The organism is Streptomyces durocortorensis, from assembly GCF_031760065.1.
Classification (GTDB): Bacteria; Actinomycetota; Actinomycetes; order Streptomycetales; family Streptomycetaceae; genus Streptomyces.
Map to the genome: position 1 here is coordinate 524,983 of NZ_CP134500.1, position 18,924 is coordinate 543,906.

Genomic DNA, 18,924 nt, shown 5'->3' on the forward strand with positions numbered 1-18,924 from the left:
TAGCGGCTGCTCCCTGGGTACTCCGGGTGGCAGGTATCCGGCGTACGCAGGAAACTCGGGCGCCGACCGGTTGGGAGAACAGCCCTCGGCGCCGCACACCTTCCTTTCCCCCACCCTCATCCCCTCGGAACAGAGCCAAGGAGCACCACATGCCGGCTGGATCGAACAAGAAGCGCGAGCGGCAGTACGAGCACATCAAGGAGAGCCAGGAGGAGCGGGGCGCCTCCGAGCGGCGGGCGAAGGAGATCGCCGCCAGGACCGTGAACAAGGAGCGCGCCCGGTCCGGCGAGTCGACGACGGCGAGCAAGACCTCGACGCAGGACAAGAAGTCCGCACATCAGCGGGGCGGCGAACGCTCCCACCGGGGCTCGCAGGGCCCCACGAAGGACCAGCTCTACGAAGAGGCCAAGAAGAAGAACATCGACGGGCGTTCCTCGATGAACAAGGCGGAGCTTCGGAAGGCTCTCGGACGCTGAGACCCCCGTGGGCCGACCCCGGCCGCACGCGAGACAGGGAGGAGTGGGACATGCCCGCGGACGCACGTGGCGATGACATGTCTCGACGACAGCCCTTTCGCGGCGGCCGCTCGTCAGACGGGGCGCGGTCGTGCGGTGTCGCGGGTCGTTTTCCGCCGACCGGGCTCGCGGGCCGCTTCCTCACGGATCCGGCGGCAGGAATCGCTGATCAGACGGGACACATGCATCTGGGAGACACCGAGTTCGGAGGCGATGGCGCTCTGCGTCATCCCGGCGAAGAAGCGCAGATAGAGCACTCGTTTCTCGCGCTCCGCCAGGTTCCGGAGCCCCGGCCTGGCCGCCTCGCGGTCGAGCACCAGGTCGTAGGCCCCGTCGACGGTGCCCAGACTGTCGCAGAGCAGCACGCCGCTGCCGCCGACGGAGGCCTCGGCGTCGATGGACAAAGCGGTGAAGCCGTGGAGCGCCTCGCCCCCCTGCCGCACCTCCACCTCGGTCAGTCCGGTGTGCTCGGCGATCCGGGCGAGTGACGGCTGGGTGCCCGCGGCGGCCAGTTCGGCGGCGGCGCGGCGTAAGACGTTACGGAGGTCCTGGACGCGGCGGGGGACGTGCACGGACCACATGCGATCCCGGAAGTGACGTTTGATCTCGCCGGTGATGGTAGGTACGGCGAAGGAAGCGAAGGCCCGGGTGCGCTCGGGGTCGTAGCGGTCGACGGCGTTGACGAGACCGAGGGCCGCGACCTGCCGCAGGTCCTCCAGCGTCTCACCGCGGTCGCGGTAGCGGGCGGCCAGACGGTGGGCCATGGGGAGCCAGGCGCAGATGATCTCCCCGCGCAGTCGCTCCCGCCCGGGCCCCTCGGGCAGCTCGACGAGTCGGCGGAACAGTGCCGCCGTGTCGGGGTCGTCGGCATAGCGGCTTTCTAGGGCCATGGGGGCGTTCAGCTCCTCGCCGTACGGGGTCTCTGTCGCCGGGAGGGTGGCGCGGCGGGGCGCGCCGAGCGTCTGTGATGACCCGCGACGCGTCCGTCGCCGGGGCGTGGCTCACCTCCGAAGCACCCCCTGGCCTTCCCGTGCGGGAGCGGCGGTGAAACCCGGGATGCGGCGCGACCATACGACCGGCCGACAGGGGGCGTGGAGGCCCGGCTGCGCCGCTGAGGACCTGAGGGACGCCGACCGGCCGCCCCGGCCGCCCCGTGCCCTTTGACCCTCAGCCCGTCAGCGGTGTCCGCAGTGCCGTACGCCCCTCGCGCCACGCCGACAGCAGGTGGTCGGCGAGGCGGCCCTCCAGATACCCGGTGGCCGCGATGCCCAGGACGACGTCAGCCGCGAGTTCGGGTTCGTCCGCCAGCAGCCCGCCGATCACGTCGCGTCGCACCACCTGCTCGTGGACCGCGTCGGCTTCCACGTGCTCGTCGTAGAACCGCTGCGCGGCGGGGCCCGCGCCCGCCCGGCGCAGCGCCGCCGCCAATCTCCGGGAGCCGGGGGACGAGGTGATCTCCACGGCGGCGAAGTGCCCGACCAGCGCGCCCCGCAGCCTCCGGTGGAGCCCGAACAGGGACATCACGTTCACCGTCGCCAGGGCCTGGGCGGGCGCGGCATCGAGGTAGCGCCCGTACTGCGGATCGAGGCCGAGATCGGCCATGAGGTCGGCGTAGAGCTGTGCGTGAATGTCCTCGGCCCGCCCCGCCCCGAACTCGTCGAACTCCACCGCCACCATCGCCGCCTTCGCCCGCCCGCGGAGCCGGGGGACCACCCACAGATGCGGATCGGCCTCCTTGAGGTGGTACAGGGAGCGCACGGCAGCGTACTCGCGCAGGTGCCACAGCCGCCCTTCCCGCTGGAGGTGGTGGCTGACGCTGTGCCCGTCGTCGCCCACGGGTTCCACCAGCAGCGCGTCGACCGCTTCCGCCACGTCCTGCCCGCCCGTCCCGCTGTCCCGGCGCAGAGCGTCAGTGAAGAAGTCCTCGGCGGCGGCGCGTGCGGCGAGGAGGGCGGGGTCCCACTCCAGGCGCTCGTCCGTACCGGCGAACCCCCGGTAGTGGAGCTCGTACAGGACGTACAGGAGCAGGTGCAGGTCGTCGCCGTACGGGTCGGCGCGGCGGACCGTCCCCGCGTCGGGCAGCCGGGTTCCGCGGCCTGCCAGCACGGCGAGGACGCTCCCGCTCAGGGGCCCGCGTGCCTGCGGGAGCGGCGGGGGCGCGGCGGGATTCCGTTGGGCGGGGGTGGTGGCCGGGGGCGTCATGGTCGGGTTTCCTCCTCGCCCTCCTGGGGATCTCGGTCGCTTTCCTGGGGGTCGCGGTCGCCCTCCCGGGGGTCCCGGTCGCCCTCCCGGGTGTCGCGGTCCTCCGGCCTGGGGCTTCCGTCGTCCGGGTGGGGCCTGGGCGGCCCGGCGGGCACGCGACGGCGGTGGCTGGTATCGCACCAGGGGTAGGTGCGGCTGCGACGGCAGGTGCAGATCGCGGCGACGAAACGGTCGGACCTGGTCGTCGTACCGTCGTCGTTCACGACGACGACCGGCCCCTCGACCAGGATCGGGCCGTCCCGGCCCACCACCACCCGCCGAGGCCTCTCATTCCTTCCGGGCACGGATCACCACCAGCTCCTCCCTGTCCAGGCGGGCCGGCAGCAGTCCGCGGGCCCGCAGCCAGGCCGAGCGGCCCCGGGTGACAGGACCGAACGGGATCATCACCCGGTCGGTCACCGAGACGTGGAGTCCGGCACCGGACAACCGGTCCACGGTCTCCTCGGGGCGGCTCAGCCCCGACTGGACCAGCAGAAGCAGGCCACCGGGGCGCAGTGCGGCGCAGGCGTCGGCGCAGATGCGGTCGAGGATCAACCGGCCGTCGAGGCCCGCGTCCCAGGAGCGGCCCGCCCGGTGCCGGGGCACCGCGAGACCGGGGGCGGGCACGTACGGGGGGTTGCTGACGACAGCGTCGAACGTACGCCCCGGCAGCGCACGGAGCAGGTCGCCCCGGCGCACCCTCACGGGCAGCCCGGCCAGCGCGGTGTTCAGCCGCGCCGACACCACGGCACGGCGGCTGATGTCGACGGCCGTGACGCGGGCGCCAAGCCGGGCGGCGTGCAGGGCCAGCGCGCCGCTTCCGGTGCACAGGTCCAGCACGTCCATCCCCGCGCGGATTCCCTCGCGTCGCATGGCGGTGGCCAGCAGAAGTGTGTCGGCCTGCGGGCGGTACACCCCGGGCAGACACACCAGTCTGCGCGGCCGTGGGGCTGCACCGAGTGTGTCCGGCGGCGGTGCCTGCCGCGTGCTGGGGCCGCCTTCGTCCCCGGGCAGCCGCACCCCTGGCTCGCTCAACGGCCAGAGGATGCGTCGGGCCGCCCATGCTGCTGCTCCTGGCGGTCCTGCTGCTCGTTCCGGTCCTCCTGCTCCTGCCGACGCGCTTCAGCCTGCTGACGGCGGCCGTCGTCCTTGCGGGCCGGGTCGTCGAGTGCCTTGCCGTCGGACTCCTTGACCAGTCCCCGGACCTTGAGGACCTTGGCGCGCAAGAGCCTGCCTACGTCACGCATCGTGTCCTCCTGTGCGGTCATCAGTCGTTCCACGGTTGAGCGGTTCATCTCTCCTCGTCCGGAAGGGCTCCCCGGCTGCCGTTCGGTCGGGGGCCGCTTGGCCCTCACCTCGGCTCCGGTCCAGCGGTCGCGGGCCCTCGGAGAAAGCGTGCGCTGCTGGCAGCGGTGACCGAGAGTCCGTCACGGCCCGTCTCCTTTCCGGTCGGGAAGGATTTTCCGACATCATTGGAGATACCCCGCATTACGAACTTTTCACACGAACATCGAGACAGTCCGGCGTGCATACGCCTGCGGGTACCGCGCCCCCGAGCGGATCATGGCGAATCCGAGCGGATCATGGCGGATACGGAATGAAAGGGGTGAGCCGGACATGCGGTTTCGCGACCGCCACCACGCAGGCCGGGAACTCGCCGACCGGCTCCTGGAACGGTCGGCCGACGGCCAGGTGGCCGATCCCGTGGTCATCGCGCTGCCCCGGGGCGGCGTCCCCGTGGCAGCGCCCGTCGCGCGAGCGCTCGGCGCCACGCTCGATGTCCTGATCGTCCGCAAGATCGGGCTGCCCGGCCGCCCGGAGACCGGCATCGGCGCGATCATCGGCGACGACCCGCCGCTGTTCGACGGGCCCTCGCTCGATCTGCTCGGCCTGCGCGAGGACCAGCTGGGCCCTGTTGTGGCCCGGGAACGCGAGGAACTGCACCGGCGCGAGAAGCGTTACCGGGGCGGTCGGCCCCCGCCCCGGGTCGAGGGCCGGACGGTGATCCTGGTCGACGACGGGCTCGCGACCGGCGTCACCGCGCGTGTCGCCCTGCGTGGTCTGCGCCGCCGGGGTCCGGCCCGGCTGATTCTCGCCGTACCCGTCGCCGCCCCCGGCAGCGCCGACCTCGTACGCCCGGAAGCCGATGACTTCGTCTGCCTCCACCAGCCTCCGGGCTTCCGCTCGGTGGGCGAGTGGTACGACGACTTCGACCAGGTCGGCGACGAGGAGGTCCTCGCCGTCCTGCGCGACCTCGGCCCGCGGGCGCCCGGCACACCACCCGCCTCCGGCACCGCCGATCCGGGTCTTCCTCCTCGCTGACCACGAGGCCGTAGGCCGGGAGGACGAGAGGCCCTCTGTCCTGTCCGAGCGCGAACGGTCCGTGCTCGACCTCATCGGCGAGGGCCTCACCGACCGGCAGATCGCCAGTCGACTGCATGTGTCCGAGAAGACCGTCAAGAACCACGTTTCCCAGCTACGCGGGAAGCTCGGGGTGGAAGGCGGCCGTCATCACGGCGGAGGTACGGGAGAACCGGCAGCAGGGACGGTGATGCGTCACCCGCCACCCGCGTACAGGGGTCGGCGGTAGCCGGTCAACCACGTGCATCGTTCGATCGAAGGGGTCGTGTACGGGGGCCGCGAGGAGCCGGTTAGCCGCGTCCAGGAAGCAGCGGCACCCGTCACCCAGCGCGGCGCCATGGCGCGGAACCGGCTCGGCGCGGACGCACGGTGTGCCTCCCGGGCGCTCGGCACGGACAGACAGCGTGCCGCCGGGGCGCCCGGCCCGTTCAGCCCGCTCGGCCAGGTTCCGCAGCCCGCCGCGTCGGCCGCCGGGCACGAGGCCGACGCCGTCGTCGGACGGCGCGGAGACCGCCCGCTGGGCCCCCGGCCAGGCCACGTGGCCCACGCCGTGATCCACCACAGCACCGCACCGGTCGCCGTGCCCCTCCCCCCTCGGCTGAGCGCGCGCAGGGAACTCAGCCGGGCCGCACAGCGGGATCAGTCGGTGTCGCCCGGGGCGTCGGGCACGATGATCTTGCGTCCGGTGACCCGCCGAGGCGTGAGAATCATGACGTGTTCGCGCCCCTCCCCGGCCCACGGTGTCGCGTACGCCGCCTCCCTGAGCTCCCGCGCGTCCTCTTCGTCCGCCACGGCACGGACGGGGCCGACGAGCAGCACGCTCCACCCCTTGCTGAAGGCGTCGTCGATGTGGTCGGTCTCAAGGGCGATCTCCGTGCCGACGGCCGTGGCCAGCGGGGAGTCCTCACCCGTGCTGAACGCGACCTCACCGTCGAGCACCTGGTAGTTCACGGGCAGCACGACCGGCCCGCCCTCGTGGGTCAGCGCCACCCGTCCGACGCCGTGGTCACCCAGCAGCACCCAGCACATGGCGACGTCGAGTTCGACCAGCCGGGCCCGGCGCGCTCCCCGACCGAGGCCCGGCGGCAGCTCGCCCGTCCCTCCCGACAGCTCCTGGACCGTGGTTTCGAGCGCGTCGGCCAGCCGGAGCAGGAAGCCGATGCCCGGCGTCGCGGACTGCTCCTCCACGTACTCGATATAGCCGGGTGCGGCGCCCGCCCGCAGCGCCACGTCCTGCCGGGACAGCCCGAGCTGCAAGCGCCGTGCCACGATGCGCCGGCCCAGGTCGCCTCTGGCCGGTTTCGGTGATGCGGGCATCGCTGTGCTCCTTGCTCATCGAGGCGGGTCCTACGGCTCACGCTAACCAGCGCCGGGAACCGGCGCAGCGCGGAAGCGGCACCAGAGGGGGCCCCGGGGGCCTTACGAGACGGGGCTACCGGGCGGCGGCGGGTTCGGGGACCTCCGGCTCGGGCGAACCGGCTGCCGACCTGGTCGAGGTGCGGCCCGGCGCCGCCCGGTTCGCCCTCGGCCGCGCGACACCCGCGCGCTGAGCATGCGGCTGGTTCTCCGTGCGCCGCGCCGGGGTCAGCCCGACTTCGGGGGCCTCCGGGTGTCGAAGGCGAAGAGCGTGTTCGCGTCCGCGGCCACGAACAGCACACGCCCTGCGACGGTCACACGCGGGCTCGCCCCCTGTTCGCCCGTCAGCCCATCGGCCTGCGGATCTGTTGTCCACAGCGATGCGCCGTCGTCCGGCGACAGCGCGACCACCCGGCCGGTGGCCGAGCTGAAGTACAGCGCGCCGTCATCCGCCGCCGGACCCGACGCTCCCTCCACGCCCGTCTGCCGAGACCACTTCTCCCGGCCGGTAGCGGGGTCGAGCGCCGTGACGAGTCCGGCCTGCCCGCTCACGTAGACGGTGCCGTCCGCCATGCCGGGCGTCCCCTCGTACGTCTTGCCGAGCCGTGAGTACGTGACCTTCCGCGAGACCGGGTCGACCCGGACCACCCCGTCGTAGCCGGCCCGTGCCGCCCCCTCCATGTGCCTGGAGAGGAGTACGAGCCTGCCGCCTGCCGCACCCGTCGGCACGGCGGGGCCGTTGACCGCGATGGGCCTGCCCAGTGCCCCGGACGCGAGGTCCACGGTGTGCAGGGTGGGGTGGCGCACCTCCGTGGCGTCCAGCTCCGCCTCCGTCGCGCACATCGCGAGGAGCTCCCGGCCCACCGGGACGGGCGCACACCGGGTGCCTGCCGGGAACGACGCCGTCCAGGTGACCTCACCGCTGTGCGCGTCCCGGGCCTCGAAGCGGGAGTTGGAGGCGTCGACCGTCACCACGGCGGTGCCGGCCACGACGGCGTCCTGGGTCCGGCCGGTGACAGCGGTCGACTGGGCGCCGGACGGTACGGACCACAGCTCCCGGCCGGTCTTCGCGTCGATGGCCACCACCTCGCTGTGGGGGTCCCGCTGGGCGTCCTGGGCGGCGAAGCGGTAGCCGAGCACCGTGTCGTCGGTGGCGCCCACCAGGTGCATGCCCTGGACGGGGACGCCCGGGCTCTTCGCCGTCCACACCTGCGAGCCGTCCTGGGCCCTGATACGGGTCGCGACGACACCGCCGCCCCCGCAGAACAGCGCGTCGCCGCGCGCGACGCACCGCAGCTCGTCGGGAATGTCCGCACGACCGCCCCGCACGGTCCGGCGCCACGGCTCGAAGCCGTCCAAAAGCGCGGGCCCCGGCGCCGCGACGCTGTTTCCCTTGCCGTTCTCCTCGCCGCCGCCGCTGTGCCCCCCGGAGCCGCCCGTCTTCAGCACGGCGACGCCGCCGCCGATCGCCACCACCGCGACCGACGCGGCGAGCACGGGCCGCCACCGGCTGCGCAGACGGCGGCCGACGGGCGAGCCGGAGCTCCCCTTCCCGGTACCGGCCGGGGCGGTCGGGGCCGGGGCGGTCGGCTCGGAGGCGGCCCTCGTCGCGAGGTCGTGCTCGGTGATCATGTCGCGGGTGCGGCCCGCTCCGGCCCCGTCGGCGCCGGTCCCGCCGAGTTCGGTCGGCAGGTCCCGCAGCAGTACGAGGAGTTCGTCCGCCGAGGGACGTCCCTCGGGCTCCTTGTCCAGGCACGGCTCGACGACCGCGCGCAGAGCCGCCGGTACGGCGCCCAGCGAGGGTTCCTCGTGCACGACCTGGTAAGCCGTCAGGTACGGGCTGTCCGCGTCGAAGGGACCGCGGCCCGTCGCCGCGTACACCAGCAGCGTCCCCAGCGAGAAGACGTCGGACGCCGGTCCCACACCGCGCGGCGCCTGCAACTGCTCCGGCGACATGAACGGCGGCGTACCGATGACCCGCCCGGTCATCGTCAGCGTCTGCTGGTCCACGGCGCGCGAGATGCCGAAATCGATGACGCGTGGTCCCTCGGGCGAGAGCACGACGTTCGAGGGCTTCAGGTCACGGTGGACGACCCCCGCTCGGTGGATGTCGCGCAACGCCTCCGCGAGCCCGATGGCGAGCCGCCTCAGCTCCGCTCCGTCCAGCGGGCCCTGCACGGTGATGCGCTGGGCGAGCGTGTGCCCCTCGATATAGGTGGTCGCCATCCACGGCTGTTCGGCCTCGGGAGCGGCGTCGACCACGGCGGCGGTGAACGCGCCGCTCACCCGCCTCGCGGCCGCCACCTCCTGCCGGAAACGGATACGGAACTCGTCGTCCCCCGCGAACTGCTGGTGGATCAGCTTGATCGCGACAGCCCGCCCCGAACTCGTACGGGCCAGGAAGACCGTGCCCATGCCGCCCGACCCGAGCCGTGCCTCCAGGGGATAGCCGCCGATCTCGGCCGGATCACCTCCGCGCAGCGACACTCTTCCGACCTCCCGCTCCCCGTGCTCCTCCGCCATCACTCGCCTGCCTGCCCGTCCTGCCTGCCTGCCTGGCCTGCACACAAACTAGCCGCAGGGCGGTACGGCGGAGCCAGGCGGGTGCCGCACGGGGAACTCGACCGGGCACGACACCCCTACAGCCCCCGTCGGGACTCCCGCACCAGCAGTACCAGCAGATACGCCCCGCCGACGCACACCGTGACCGCGCCGGTAGGCAGTATCACGCCCGGAATCGCGTGCTGCGCCGCGATGTCGGCGCCGAGCAGCAGGACCGCGCCGACGAGCGCCGAGCCGGCGAGGTCGACGGAGGTTCCGCGCCCGGTGAGGCGGCGGGCGATCTGCGGCGCCGCCAGGGCGACGAAGGCGATGGGGCCCGCCGCCGCGGTCACCGCCGCTGTCGCCGTCACGCCGAGGACGACCAGCAGCAGCTTGGTGCGTTCGACGGGCACTCCCAGCATCGTCGCCGTGTCGTCGCCCAGTTCGAGCCTGCGCATCCGGCGTTGGGCCACCGGGGCCGCCAGGGCGACGCCCGCGGTCAGGGCGGCGGCCATCATGACGGCGGGCCACCCGATGGCGCTCAGGGAGCCGGCGCCCCAGACCGCGGCCCTCAGCGCGGTGTCCACATCGGCCTTCACCGAGAACCACGTATTGACCGAGGACAGCAGCGCGCCGACCGCGATGCCCACGATGATGAGCCGGAAGCCCCGGACACCCCGGCGGAACGCCAGCAGATACACGACGAGGGCGGTGACGAGACCGCCGGCGAGCGCGCCCGCAGCGAGCGCCGGGTAGCTGCTCGCGCCCACGAGCAGCATGACGACGACACCGGTATAGGAGCCGGTGGTGAAGCCGATGACGTCCGGGCTGCCGAGCGGGTTGCGGGTCAGGGACTGGAAGATCGCGCCGCCGACGGCGAGGGCGGCGCCGAACAGTGCGGCGGCGACGATGCGCGGCGCCCGCCACTCCAGGACGACGGTACGGACACTGTTCCTGGCCGTGCCCGACATCACCGCGGTCAGGTCGCCGAGGCTCAGTGGGTAGCTGCCGAGAGTGAAGGCCCACAGGGCCAGCGCGACCAGCGTGATCCCCAGCAGCCCGCAGACGACGACCGCGCGGCGCGTCACTCTCAGGCTCAGGGGCCCCGCCCTGAGGACGAACACCCCGTTCACAGGGACCTCACCCGGCTTCCGCGCACCAGCAGGATCAGCACGGGCGCGCCGATGAGCGGCATCATGACGCCGACCGGCAGCTCGGCGGGGTTCACGATCAGCCGGCCCAGCACATCGGCGACCAGCACGATCACCGGGGCGAGGACGGCGGAGTAGGCAAGGATCCAGCGCCAGTCGGGCCCGGTGAGCCACCGCACGGCGTGCGGCACCATGAGGCCGACGAACATCAGCGGGCCCGCGGCGGCCGTCGCGGCACCGCACAGCAGGGCCACCGCGATCACCACACCGCACCGGGTGGCGCCGACCCGCAGCCCGACCGCCCGCGCGGCGTCGTCGCCGAGCGCGATCGCGTTGAGCGGGCGCGCACAGCAGGCAGCGGCCAGCAGGCCCGCCAGCACGAAGGGCACGATGTCACCGGCGGTGCCTGTCGGACGGTCGGTGATGGTGCCCGCTCCCCAGAACCTCATACGGTCGAAGGTCTCCGTGTCGATCAGGGCGAGGGTGTGGGAAACCCCGGCCAGCACCGCCGTGAAGGCCACCCCGACGAGGGTGAGCCGCAGCGGCGAGGGCCCGCCGCGTCCGCCGCTCGCGGCGAGGTAGACCACCGCCGAACCGGCGACGGCGCCGACGAGGGCGAAGGGCAGGTACTGCTCGATGCGGGTGAGGCCGAAGACGGCCACGCCCAGAGTGACGGCGAATCCCGCGCCCGCGTTGACGCCGAGGACTCCCGGGTCGGCCAGCGGGTTGCGGGTCAGGGCCTGCATGAGCGCTCCCGCCACGCCCAGGGAGACGCCGACGACGATGCCGAGCAGCGTGCGGTCCACGCGGGCTTCGCTGACCGTGGCGTGCGAGGCGGAGCCGTCGGGGGCGGTCAGCGCCTGCCACACCACGTCGAGGGGAAGCATCGCCGAGCCGATCGCGACACTGAGCACCACCGCGACGAGGAGCGCGCCGACGGCGATGCCCAGGCCGAGGAGCCGGTGCGCCCTGCGACGCGACGACCACGACGACGCGGTGGGTGGTGGGGGCGCGGTCGTCGTCGCGAGCGCCTGTGGCATCGAACCTCCCTGAGCGATCCGCCACCGGACAGCCGGAAGTGCCGTGCGTGATCGACGTACATGAACTGCTTGAACTGCTTGAACGGCTCGAACCGACTGCCCGGCTACCGGTTCAGCGGCCGCCGAGCGCCCCCACCGCGTCCGTGGTGAGCGCGCTCACCGGCACCCCGGACTCGCGGCTCAGCGCGCGCAGCAGTCCGGCCCGGGTCGCGTATCCGGCCGCTCTGGCCGCGGCCGTCAGCTCACCTCCGCCGCGGAGGTGTTCGACGGCGGCGTTCATCCTGGCCCGGTTCCGCCACCGTGTGAAGGGCAGTCCGGTCTCGTCGAGGAAGACGCGCTGCACCTGGCGTGCGCTCATCCGGTGCTGTGCGGCGAGCTCCTCCAGCGTCACGGCGGGGGTACGCAGGGCCTCGCGGGCGAGTGCGCGCACGGCGGGATGGGCGGGCAGCACGACGGGGAAGTACTGCCGGGAGATGCCCTTCAGCACACGCCCCAGCGCCTGGCGGAACGGCCCGACCTGCTCCGCCGTGGTCGGCGCGGCACCGAGTGTGGTGGTCATGACCTCGACGATCGCGGGGACCGCCCCGAGCGGCTGCACCCGGCATCGCGGCTGGTCAGAGGCGTTGAGCAAGGGGCCGAGCGCCATACCGCCCGGCTCGATCCGCAGCGCGTGCGGTACGCGGGGAGCGAGCCAGAGGGCCTCGTGGCGTCCGAGCCGCCACTCCTCACCGTCGGCGGACAGGCGGGCGTTGCCGCTGACCACGTAGACGAGGTGCGGCTCGTCGTGCTGATGCGTGTCGTGACCGAGGAAGCGGATGGCGTTCTCGGCGACCACGGTGCCGAGGGATGTCATCGGCAAGCGTGCCTCCCGTTGTGTGCGATGCGTCGTGTCCGTCACCAGCGATGTCGCACTCGGATCAACGCAGCGGAACCAGCGAGGTTAGCCTCACCTTACCAATACAGCTCGACTGTTCGAGCCTGCCCAGCCACATGAGGTCCCATGTCTGCTCCTGCCCGCCTTCTCGCCGTAGCGCTCGTCGCCACGCTGGCCCTCACCGGATGCTCGGCCTCCGGCCCGTCGGACGACGGGGACAAGGGGTCCGCCGCCAAGACCCGTACCGTCACGACCGACTACGGCAAGGTGAAGGTACCGACCGCGCCCAAGCGCGTGGTCGTGCTGAACCACGCTCTCGCCGGGTATCTCTACGACCTCGACGTGCCGGTGCGCGCCACCATCCCCGAGGACGCCGACGGGAAGGGCGAGTTCTCCCCGTACTGGGAGAAGGAGGCGAAGGAGGACGGCACGACCTTCCTGCCGTGGAGCGTCGACGGCTTCGACCTGGAGGCGATCCTCGCCCTGGAGCCCGACCTCATCGTCGGCGGCGGCATCGGCTTCCCGCTGTTCCAGGCGGAGAAGGTGTACGACGACCTCTCCGGCATCGCTCCCACCGTGCTCGTGGGCAAGAAGCTCGGCGACTGGCGGAGCCAGTTCTCCTTCCTCGCGGACGACGTGTTCGGCAAGGCCGACGTCTACGAGAAGCACCTGGCCGCGTACGACAAGCGGATCACCGAGGTGAAGGAGTCGATCACACCGCCGCCCGGTCCCGTGTCGTTCCTCGCCCTCACCGGCGACGGCACCGCCTACGGCCTGGTGGAGAGCGTGGGCCTGCCCACCGAGTTGAAGAAGGTCGGCATCGAGCCGGCGCCCGTCTTCGCGAAGGGCGGTTTCAAGGTGTACGGGCAGGGCGGTGACATGTTCGAACTGTCGACCGAGAAGGTGGGTCAGACGATCACCCAGCCGTCCGTGTTCGTCATGGGCTTCAACGCGGACACCACCGACGTCGCCACGCTGAAGAAGAACCCCGTCTACAGCGCGCTGCCCGCCTTCAAGACGAACCACGCCTATGACCTGCCGTACTGGGTGCTGCGCGGCGACTACGACGAGTCGATGGCCCTGCTCGACGTCATCGAGAAGAAGTTCTCCTGATGGCCGCCCAGCGTGCGTACACGACGCACCCCCTCGTCCTGCGCCGGGTCACCGTCCGCCGTGTCCATGAGGTGACCCCCCGAATGCGGCGCGTCGTCCTCGGCGGCGAGGACCTCGCCGCCTTCACCCGCGACGGAACCGACCATCCCGCCTTCGCCGCGCCCGGGTTCGACGACCACATCAAGCTGATCCTCGCCGCCGACGGGAACGTACACGCGGCGCTCCCCGCCCAGTTGCCGCACGGCATCGAGTGGACCCCGGCCGAACACCGGCTGACCCGCGACTACACGCCCCGGCGGGTGGACCAGCGGGCCGGAGAGCTGCACCTCGACTTCGTGGTGCACGGCGAGGGGCCCGCGGAGACCTGGGCCGCGTCGGCGCGGGAGGGCGACGAGCTGTGGTTCGTGGGGCCCAAGTCGTCGCTCCGGCTGCCGGAACAGCTGGACTGGATCCTCCTCATCGGGGACGAGACGGCACTGCCCGCGATCGGCCGCTTCCTCGACGAGCGTCCGCTCGACGCCCCGGCCCATGTCCTGGTCACCGTCTCGGACGACTCGGCCCGCCAGGAGCTGGCCCTGCGCGACGGCGACACGGTCACCTGGGCGGTCGCGGAGCCGGGGGACGCGGCGGCACTGGACGCCGCGGTCCGCGCGCTGCCGGTGCCGGCGGGTGAGGGGTACGCCTGGGCCGCGGCGGAGAGCCGGGCCCTGCTTCCCGTACGCCGGTATCTCCAGCGCGAACGGAAGCTCCCGAAGGACCGCCTGAACATCACGGGTTACTGGCACCGCGAGGAGGCGACGACGACGGAGGCGGAGGGCGCGGCCGATGTCGGCGCGCAGGGCGCCGCCGCCGGTCCGATCCCCTCGCCGCTGCCGTGGCTGGTCGCTCGGGCCGCACTGCAACTCGGTCTCGTCGACGCGGTGGCCGACGCGCCGGGCCTCTCGCCCGCCGCGCTCGCGACCCGCCTGGGCGTGCCGGGAGCGGGGATCGACGTACTGCTTCCGCTGCTCGCCTCGTACGACGTGGTCATCGGCGCCGACGACGAGACCGGGCTGCGCCTCGGCGCGGCGGGCGAAGAACTGCTCGACGACCACGAGCGCGAGGAGTACACCGGCCACGAGGCCGAGCTGCTGCTCGCCCTCACCCACCTCGCCCCCTCGCTCCGGAACGCCACGTCCCCCTGGCGGCTCGCCTCGGGCACCACCCTGCACGACACGGTGACCCGCGACGCGGAGCGCTACGGCGAACTGGTCGGGGAGTGCGAACAGTTGGTCTTCCTGCTGAACGGCCTGACGGCGGACCCGCTCTGGGAGGGCGTCGGGAGCTGCCTCCTGACCGGTCCCGGCAGCGCCTCGATGGTCGCCGCTCTCGACGACGCCGGGCTGCGGCCTCGGCTGCGCGTCGTGGAGGACGGCACACCGGCCGCGGTGCTGCGCGGACACGTCTCCGCGCCGGAACGGATCGACTGGACGGCAGGGCCCGCCGATGTCGCCGTCGCCGCGAAGGCGCTGGCCCACCGCACCGACGAGGAGGCCGCACAGCTCCTCACCCGGCTCGCCGGCTGGACCCGGACGGTGGTCCTCGTCGAGGCCTCCCGCCCCGACGGCCTGAGCCCGCACGCGGCCGAGGCGGCGCTGCTCGCGTACGCCGCGACCGGCAGCCCGCTGCGTGACTCGGCCGCGATCGCCGCCCTCGCGGAACGGTCGGGCTGGGAGGTCGAGCGGACCGTCGCACTCGGCTGGGGCACGGAGGCCACCGTGCTGACGCGGGGCTGACCCGGGCGGGCGGCCCGGAACCCGCCGGGGCGGTCCGACGGGGGGCGCGGGCGGTCAGCTCTCCGGTACGTAGTGCTGCCGAAGCCCGCGCCGCCCTTCGGGCGGCAGGTTCCGGGCGGGCGTCTCCACAGGGCCCTTCGCCGGTCGGCCCCGCTCGCGGTCCCAGCCCGCACGGGCGCGCGGGTGGAAGCGGCGACGCTCGGGAACGCATCGCCAGGCATGGTGCACCAGTCGGCCCAGCATGCGCAGCAGCCGTTCGTCCAGGGGCGTCCAGCGGAGCCCGAGGCGTTCCCGTACGGCCTGCGGATACATGCCGATCGTCATCCACAGCATCAGCCGGACCATCGGGACGCGGACGAGGGCCCACAACGGCGACGGGAGCCACCGCAGGAGGGGCGGCCGGGAGATGCGGCGCATGTTCAGGACGTCACGGGCCGGCCGGTTGTCCTCCAGGACGTCGGCGCACATGTGGTCCCAGTACCGCTGGAACTCCTCCCAACTTCGGGGAACGGGCTTCATGGAGAGGCCGTACAGCGCGTACCAGCGGACGTGCTCGTCGAAGAGCGTGTGCCGCTGCGCCTCGGTGAGCCCGCCGCCGAAGCGCTCGGCCACCTGCACGGTCAGCATGAAGAACGTGGCGTGCGCCCAGTAGAACGTGTCCGGGTTGAGCGCGTGATACGGGCGGCCGCGCCCGTCGACCCCGCTGATCGAGGCGTGGTAGCCGCGCACCTCGCGGGCCGTACGGGCGGCGAGCGGGCCGTCGTAGACCACTCCGCCGATCGGGTACAACGAGCGGAAGAGGCGCTCCCAGCGCTCCTCGAAGAACCGCGAGTGCTCGGCGACGCCCGCGCCGAGCTCGGGGTGCATGTTCTGCATCGATCCGGCCCAGGGGGCGAGGAGGAGGCCCCTCCAGTCACCGAACCAGCGCCAGGTGAGGGAGTCGGGGCCGAGGGGTTCTACGGCTCTCGGGCCGGTCGGTTCAGTTGGTTCGGTCGGGTGGGTCGGGTCCGGTCCGTGAGCTGGCACTGTCCCGTGCACCTCCGATACTGAGGACACCTGTCATCAGGTTAGAATCCGCGGACGGCTGTCGTCAATCGACCGGCGAGAAGGGTCACCGGAGATCGGGCGACGGAGAACGGGAGGGCCGGAGTTGACGGAACGGAGCTGGGGCGGGACGAAACTCGCCGACCGTCGCGCGGCCCGCCGCCGGATCCTGCTGGACACCGCCGAGCGCCTGGCCGGCGAGGAGGGGTGCGCGGCCGTCACGGTCCGGTCCGTGTGCAGGCGGGCGCGCCTGACGGACCGCTACTTCTACGAGAGCTTCACCGGACGCGACGACTTGCTCCTCGCCGCCTTCGAGCGGGTCGCCGACGAGGCCAGGCGGGCCCTGGAGGAAGCCGTGGCGCTCAGTGAGCCACGGCGCGACGTCCGGGCCCGGGCCGCTGTCTACGCCTTCGTCGCCCTGGTCCTGGACGCGCCGCACAAGGGCCGCCTGCTGCTCCTGGAACCTTTCGCCGACCCGGTCCTCGGGGCCCGCAGCCATCGGCTCGTGCCGGTGTTCACCGGCCTCGTCGGCGGTCAGCTCTCCGGCACGGGGGACGGCATCGAACGCCGCATGGCCGCGCACGCCCTGGTCGGCGGCCTGGCGAACCTCTTCGCGGGGTGGCTGCACGGCACGCTCGACGTGCCGCGCGAACGGCTGGAGGCGTACTGCGTGGCGCTGGTGCTCAGGGCGACGGCGTCCCCGGAGCAGCCCTCCCCGGCAGGCGGTACGGGCAGCGCGGGCGCCTCACGCCCACCGGAAGTGAGCACGGTGACGGACTGATCCACACCCCTCTCAACCGGTTTCCCCCTCAGTACGGTTGGCGGCCCATGAGTCCCCGCCGCCCACGCGCTGGAGCCGCCAACCGGCGGTGCCGTTCGTCGCGCCCTCCCGGGCCCGGAGCCACGGCCACCGCTGTGTTCCGGGTCAGCCCACCAGGTCCGGAGCCCGCAGCATGACGGCCGGGACACCCCAGGCGTCGACGAGGGCGCCCGCGAGGGGCCGGACCTTGCGGCAGAGGTCGTTCACCTCACGGGTGATCGCCTTGGAACGCTGGACGGTCAGCCGGCCGTGTTCCATGAACCACGCCCGGTCCGCCTCGATCGTGGACAGGGCGAACAGGTCGCACAGCAGGCCCAGCGCGACCTTGTTGCCGCCCTCGGGCAGCGTACGCACCTTCTCGACGAAGGCCTCCAGCACCAGCCGCTCGACATGGGCGTGGGCGACGGCGATGACATGGTCCTGCACCTCGGAGAAGACAGCGCCCGCATCGCGCTTCCGGTCGATCCCGCTCTTGAGCCTGCGGGCCACCCCGGCGAGCAGGTGCTCCTCGCGGTAGCGGACCATGGCGAGCTGGTACTCCGAGTCGAGCAGGCCCGCTTCCTGGTCCCACGCGTCGCCACCGGGCAGTAGATCACGTACCCGTTCGAGCAGTTTGTGGGCCGACGTCTTCTCGATGACCGTCTCGACGGCGAGGTTGGTGACGTAGCGGACCATGCCGAGCTGGTCCAGGTCCTCGAACTCGCTCGCGTAGTCAGTGAGCAGGCCCTTGGCGACGAGCTGGAGCAGGACGTGGTTGTCGCCCTCGAAGGTGGTGAAGATGTCGCTGTCGGCCTTGAGAGCGGCGAACCGGTTGACGGCGAGATAGCCGGCGCCGCCGCACGCCTCGCGGCACTCCTGGATCACCCGGGTGGCGTGCCAGGTGCCGAGCGCCTTGGTTCCGGCGGCCCGTGACTCCAGGCGGCGCCGCGCCTGCGGGTCGTCCTCGATGCCGGAGAAGACGTCGTGCAGCTGCGTACGTACGACATCCTGCGCGAAGTGCAGTGCGTAAGTACGCGCGATGAGCGGCAGCAGACGGCGCTGATGCAGACCGTAGTCGAGGAGCAGTTGCTCCTCCCCCTGCGAACTCGCCGCGAACTGGCGGCGCCGCAGGGCGTACTTCGTGGCGACCGCCAGGGCGACCTTCGCGGCGCCGACCCCGGCGCCGCCGACGCTGACCCGCCCCTGGACCAGAGTGCCGAGCATGGTGAAGAAGCGGCGGTCGGGGTTGTCGATCGTGCTCCGGTAGACGCCTTCCGGAGTGACGTCGGCGAACCGGTTGAGCAGCGCCTCGCGGGGCACCCGCACACCGTCGAACCGGATGCGCCCGTTGTCCACGCCGTTGAGGCCCATCTTGCGGCCGTCGTCCTCGATGCCGACGCCGGGCGCCACCTCGCCGCCGGCCCGGATCGGTACGACGAACGCGTGCACGCCCTCGGCCGCCCCGCCCACCTCCAGCTGGGCGAAGACGACTGCCAGTTCACCGTGGCGGGCCGCGTTGCCGATGTAGTCCTTGCGCGCCTGGTCGCCCTCGGTGGTGATGACGAACTCCTGCGCGGCGGCGTCGTACCGAGCGACCGTGCCGAGCGCCTGCACATTCGAGCCGTGCCCGGTCTCGGTCATCGCGAAGCATCCCATCAGCCTCCCGGTGATCAGGTCCGGGAGATAGGCGTCGTGGTGGCGCTCGGTGCCCAGATGCAGGATCGCGCCGCCGAAGAGCCCGAACTGCACACCGACCTTCACCAGCACCGACAGATCGCCGAAGGCGAGCGTCTCGAACGCGGCGATCGAGGCCCCGACGTCGCCGCCCCCGCCGTACTGCCTCGGGAAGCCCATACCGGTCTGCCCCGTGGCCGCCATCTCGACCACGAGTTCGCGCACCCGCTCGCGGTACGCGTCGATGCCGAGCTCGTCGGCCTCGTCGAGAACCGAGGCGTGCGCCACCAGGTTGCTCCGGACCAGATCGCGGACCTCGGCGTACTCGCCGTCGAGCACCTCGGTCAGCGCCCGGACGTCGAGCTCCGGCTGGGTGTAGCCGCCGGGAGCGGGAGAGGTTTCGTCAGTGGTCATACCGCTTCGCTACCCCGTCCGGGAAC

The 18,924-nt window shown here is 72.6% G+C and carries 17 protein-coding genes and 1 pseudogene; 6 read left to right on the forward strand and 12 right to left on the reverse strand.

The genetic code is table 11. The annotated features are described in order from the left end of the window. The first annotated feature begins 149 nt into the window (after positions 1-149). Positions 150-476: a plasmid stabilization protein gene (locus RI138_RS02150; RefSeq protein WP_311118530.1), complete on the forward strand. Its 327-nt coding sequence runs from the start codon at positions 150-152 to the stop codon at positions 474-476. 113 nt (positions 477-589) lie between these two features. On the opposite strand, the gene RI138_RS02155 is transcribed toward RI138_RS02150, so the two are convergent. The 5 genes from RI138_RS02155 to RI138_RS02175 form a co-directional block, all read right to left on the reverse strand. Next, positions 590-1,405, reverse strand: a complete 816-nt coding sequence (locus RI138_RS02155) for a SigB/SigF/SigG family RNA polymerase sigma factor (protein ID WP_311118531.1) — start codon at positions 1,403-1,405, stop codon at positions 590-592. 277 nt (positions 1,406-1,682) lie between these two features. Then, on the reverse strand, positions 1,683-2,717 hold the full coding sequence (locus RI138_RS02160) for an iron-containing redox enzyme family protein (RefSeq protein WP_311118532.1): 1,035 nt from the start codon (positions 2,715-2,717) through the stop codon (positions 1,683-1,685). Beyond that, positions 2,714-3,061: a CDGSH iron-sulfur domain-containing protein gene (locus tag RI138_RS02165; protein ID WP_398862180.1), complete on the reverse strand. Its 348-nt coding sequence runs from the start codon at positions 3,059-3,061 to the stop codon at positions 2,714-2,716. The genes RI138_RS02160 and RI138_RS02165 overlap by 4 nt, the downstream gene beginning before the upstream one ends. Beyond that, positions 3,045-3,791, reverse strand: a complete 747-nt coding sequence (locus RI138_RS02170) for a HemK2/MTQ2 family protein methyltransferase (protein WP_398862182.1) — start codon at positions 3,789-3,791, stop codon at positions 3,045-3,047. Before RI138_RS02170 ends, RI138_RS02165 begins: the two co-directional genes overlap by 17 nt. Next, complete coding sequence (locus tag RI138_RS02175; protein WP_311118533.1) at positions 3,788-4,024, reverse strand: hypothetical protein; 237 nt, start codon at positions 4,022-4,024, stop codon at positions 3,788-3,790. The genes RI138_RS02170 and RI138_RS02175 overlap by 4 nt, the downstream gene beginning before the upstream one ends. Positions 4,025-4,373: 349 nt before the next feature. On the opposite strand from RI138_RS02175, the gene RI138_RS02180 reads away from it, so the two are divergent. Both RI138_RS02180 and RI138_RS02185 read left to right on the forward strand, forming a co-directional pair. Further along, on the forward strand, positions 4,374-5,078 hold the full coding sequence (locus tag RI138_RS02180; RefSeq protein ID WP_311118534.1) for a phosphoribosyltransferase: 705 nt from the start codon (positions 4,374-4,376) through the stop codon (positions 5,076-5,078). 13 nt (positions 5,079-5,091) lie between these two features. Next, a pseudogene (locus tag RI138_RS02185) lies at positions 5,092-5,308 on the forward strand (helix-turn-helix domain-containing protein); the annotation flags it as partial. 448 nt (positions 5,309-5,756) lie between these two features. On the opposite strand, the gene RI138_RS02195 reads toward RI138_RS02185, so the two are convergent. The 5 genes from RI138_RS02195 to RI138_RS02215 form a co-directional block, all read right to left on the reverse strand. After that, complete coding sequence (locus tag RI138_RS02195) at positions 5,757-6,434, reverse strand: helix-turn-helix domain-containing protein (protein ID WP_096632173.1); 678 nt, start codon at positions 6,432-6,434, stop codon at positions 5,757-5,759. A gap of 267 nt (positions 6,435-6,701) precedes the next feature. Next, the gene (locus RI138_RS02200; RefSeq protein WP_311118535.1) at positions 6,702-8,960 is read right to left on the reverse strand and encodes a serine/threonine-protein kinase; all 2,259 of its coding nucleotides are present in this window, start codon (positions 8,958-8,960) and stop codon (positions 6,702-6,704) included. Positions 8,961-9,112: 152 nt separating this feature from the next. Further along, complete coding sequence (locus RI138_RS02205; RefSeq protein ID WP_311118536.1) at positions 9,113-10,147, reverse strand: FecCD family ABC transporter permease; 1,035 nt, start codon at positions 10,145-10,147, stop codon at positions 9,113-9,115. Then, entirely contained in the window at positions 10,144-11,205 is a 1,062-nt protein-coding gene (locus RI138_RS02210; protein ID WP_311118537.1) for an iron chelate uptake ABC transporter family permease subunit, read from the reverse strand. The genes RI138_RS02205 and RI138_RS02210 overlap by 4 nt, the downstream gene beginning before the upstream one ends. Positions 11,206-11,317: 112 nt before the next feature. After that, a complete protein-coding gene (locus tag RI138_RS02215) occupies positions 11,318-12,058 on the reverse strand; it encodes a helix-turn-helix domain-containing protein (protein WP_096632168.1) in 741 nt (246 codons plus the stop codon). A 147-nt stretch (positions 12,059-12,205) separates the two neighbouring features. Between RI138_RS02215 and RI138_RS02220 the strand changes: the two genes are divergently transcribed. Together RI138_RS02220 and RI138_RS02225 are read left to right on the forward strand one after the other, a co-directional pair. Then, a complete protein-coding gene (locus RI138_RS02220; RefSeq protein WP_311118538.1) occupies positions 12,206-13,192 on the forward strand; it encodes an ABC transporter substrate-binding protein in 987 nt (328 codons plus the stop codon). Further along, entirely contained in the window at positions 13,192-14,967 is a 1,776-nt protein-coding gene (locus RI138_RS02225) for a siderophore-interacting protein (RefSeq protein WP_311118539.1), read from the forward strand. The genes RI138_RS02220 and RI138_RS02225 overlap by 1 nt, the downstream gene beginning before the upstream one ends. 54 nt (positions 14,968-15,021) lie before the next feature. Here RI138_RS02225 and RI138_RS02230 read toward each other — a convergent pair whose 3' ends face one another. Beyond that, positions 15,022-15,993: an oxygenase MpaB family protein gene (locus RI138_RS02230; protein WP_311118540.1), complete on the reverse strand. Its 972-nt coding sequence runs from the start codon at positions 15,991-15,993 to the stop codon at positions 15,022-15,024. Positions 15,994-16,117: 124 nt separating this feature from the next. Between RI138_RS02230 and RI138_RS02235 the strand changes: the two genes are divergently transcribed. Further along, positions 16,118-16,792: a TetR/AcrR family transcriptional regulator gene (locus RI138_RS02235; protein WP_311118541.1), complete on the forward strand. Its 675-nt coding sequence runs from the start codon at positions 16,118-16,120 to the stop codon at positions 16,790-16,792. A gap of 144 nt (positions 16,793-16,936) precedes the next feature. Here RI138_RS02235 and RI138_RS02240 read toward each other — a convergent pair whose 3' ends face one another. After that, positions 16,937-18,898, reverse strand: coding sequence for an acyl-CoA dehydrogenase family protein (locus RI138_RS02240; protein WP_311118542.1), 1,962 nt, complete (start codon positions 18,896-18,898; stop codon positions 16,937-16,939). Between the last annotated feature and the right edge of the window lie 26 nt (positions 18,899-18,924).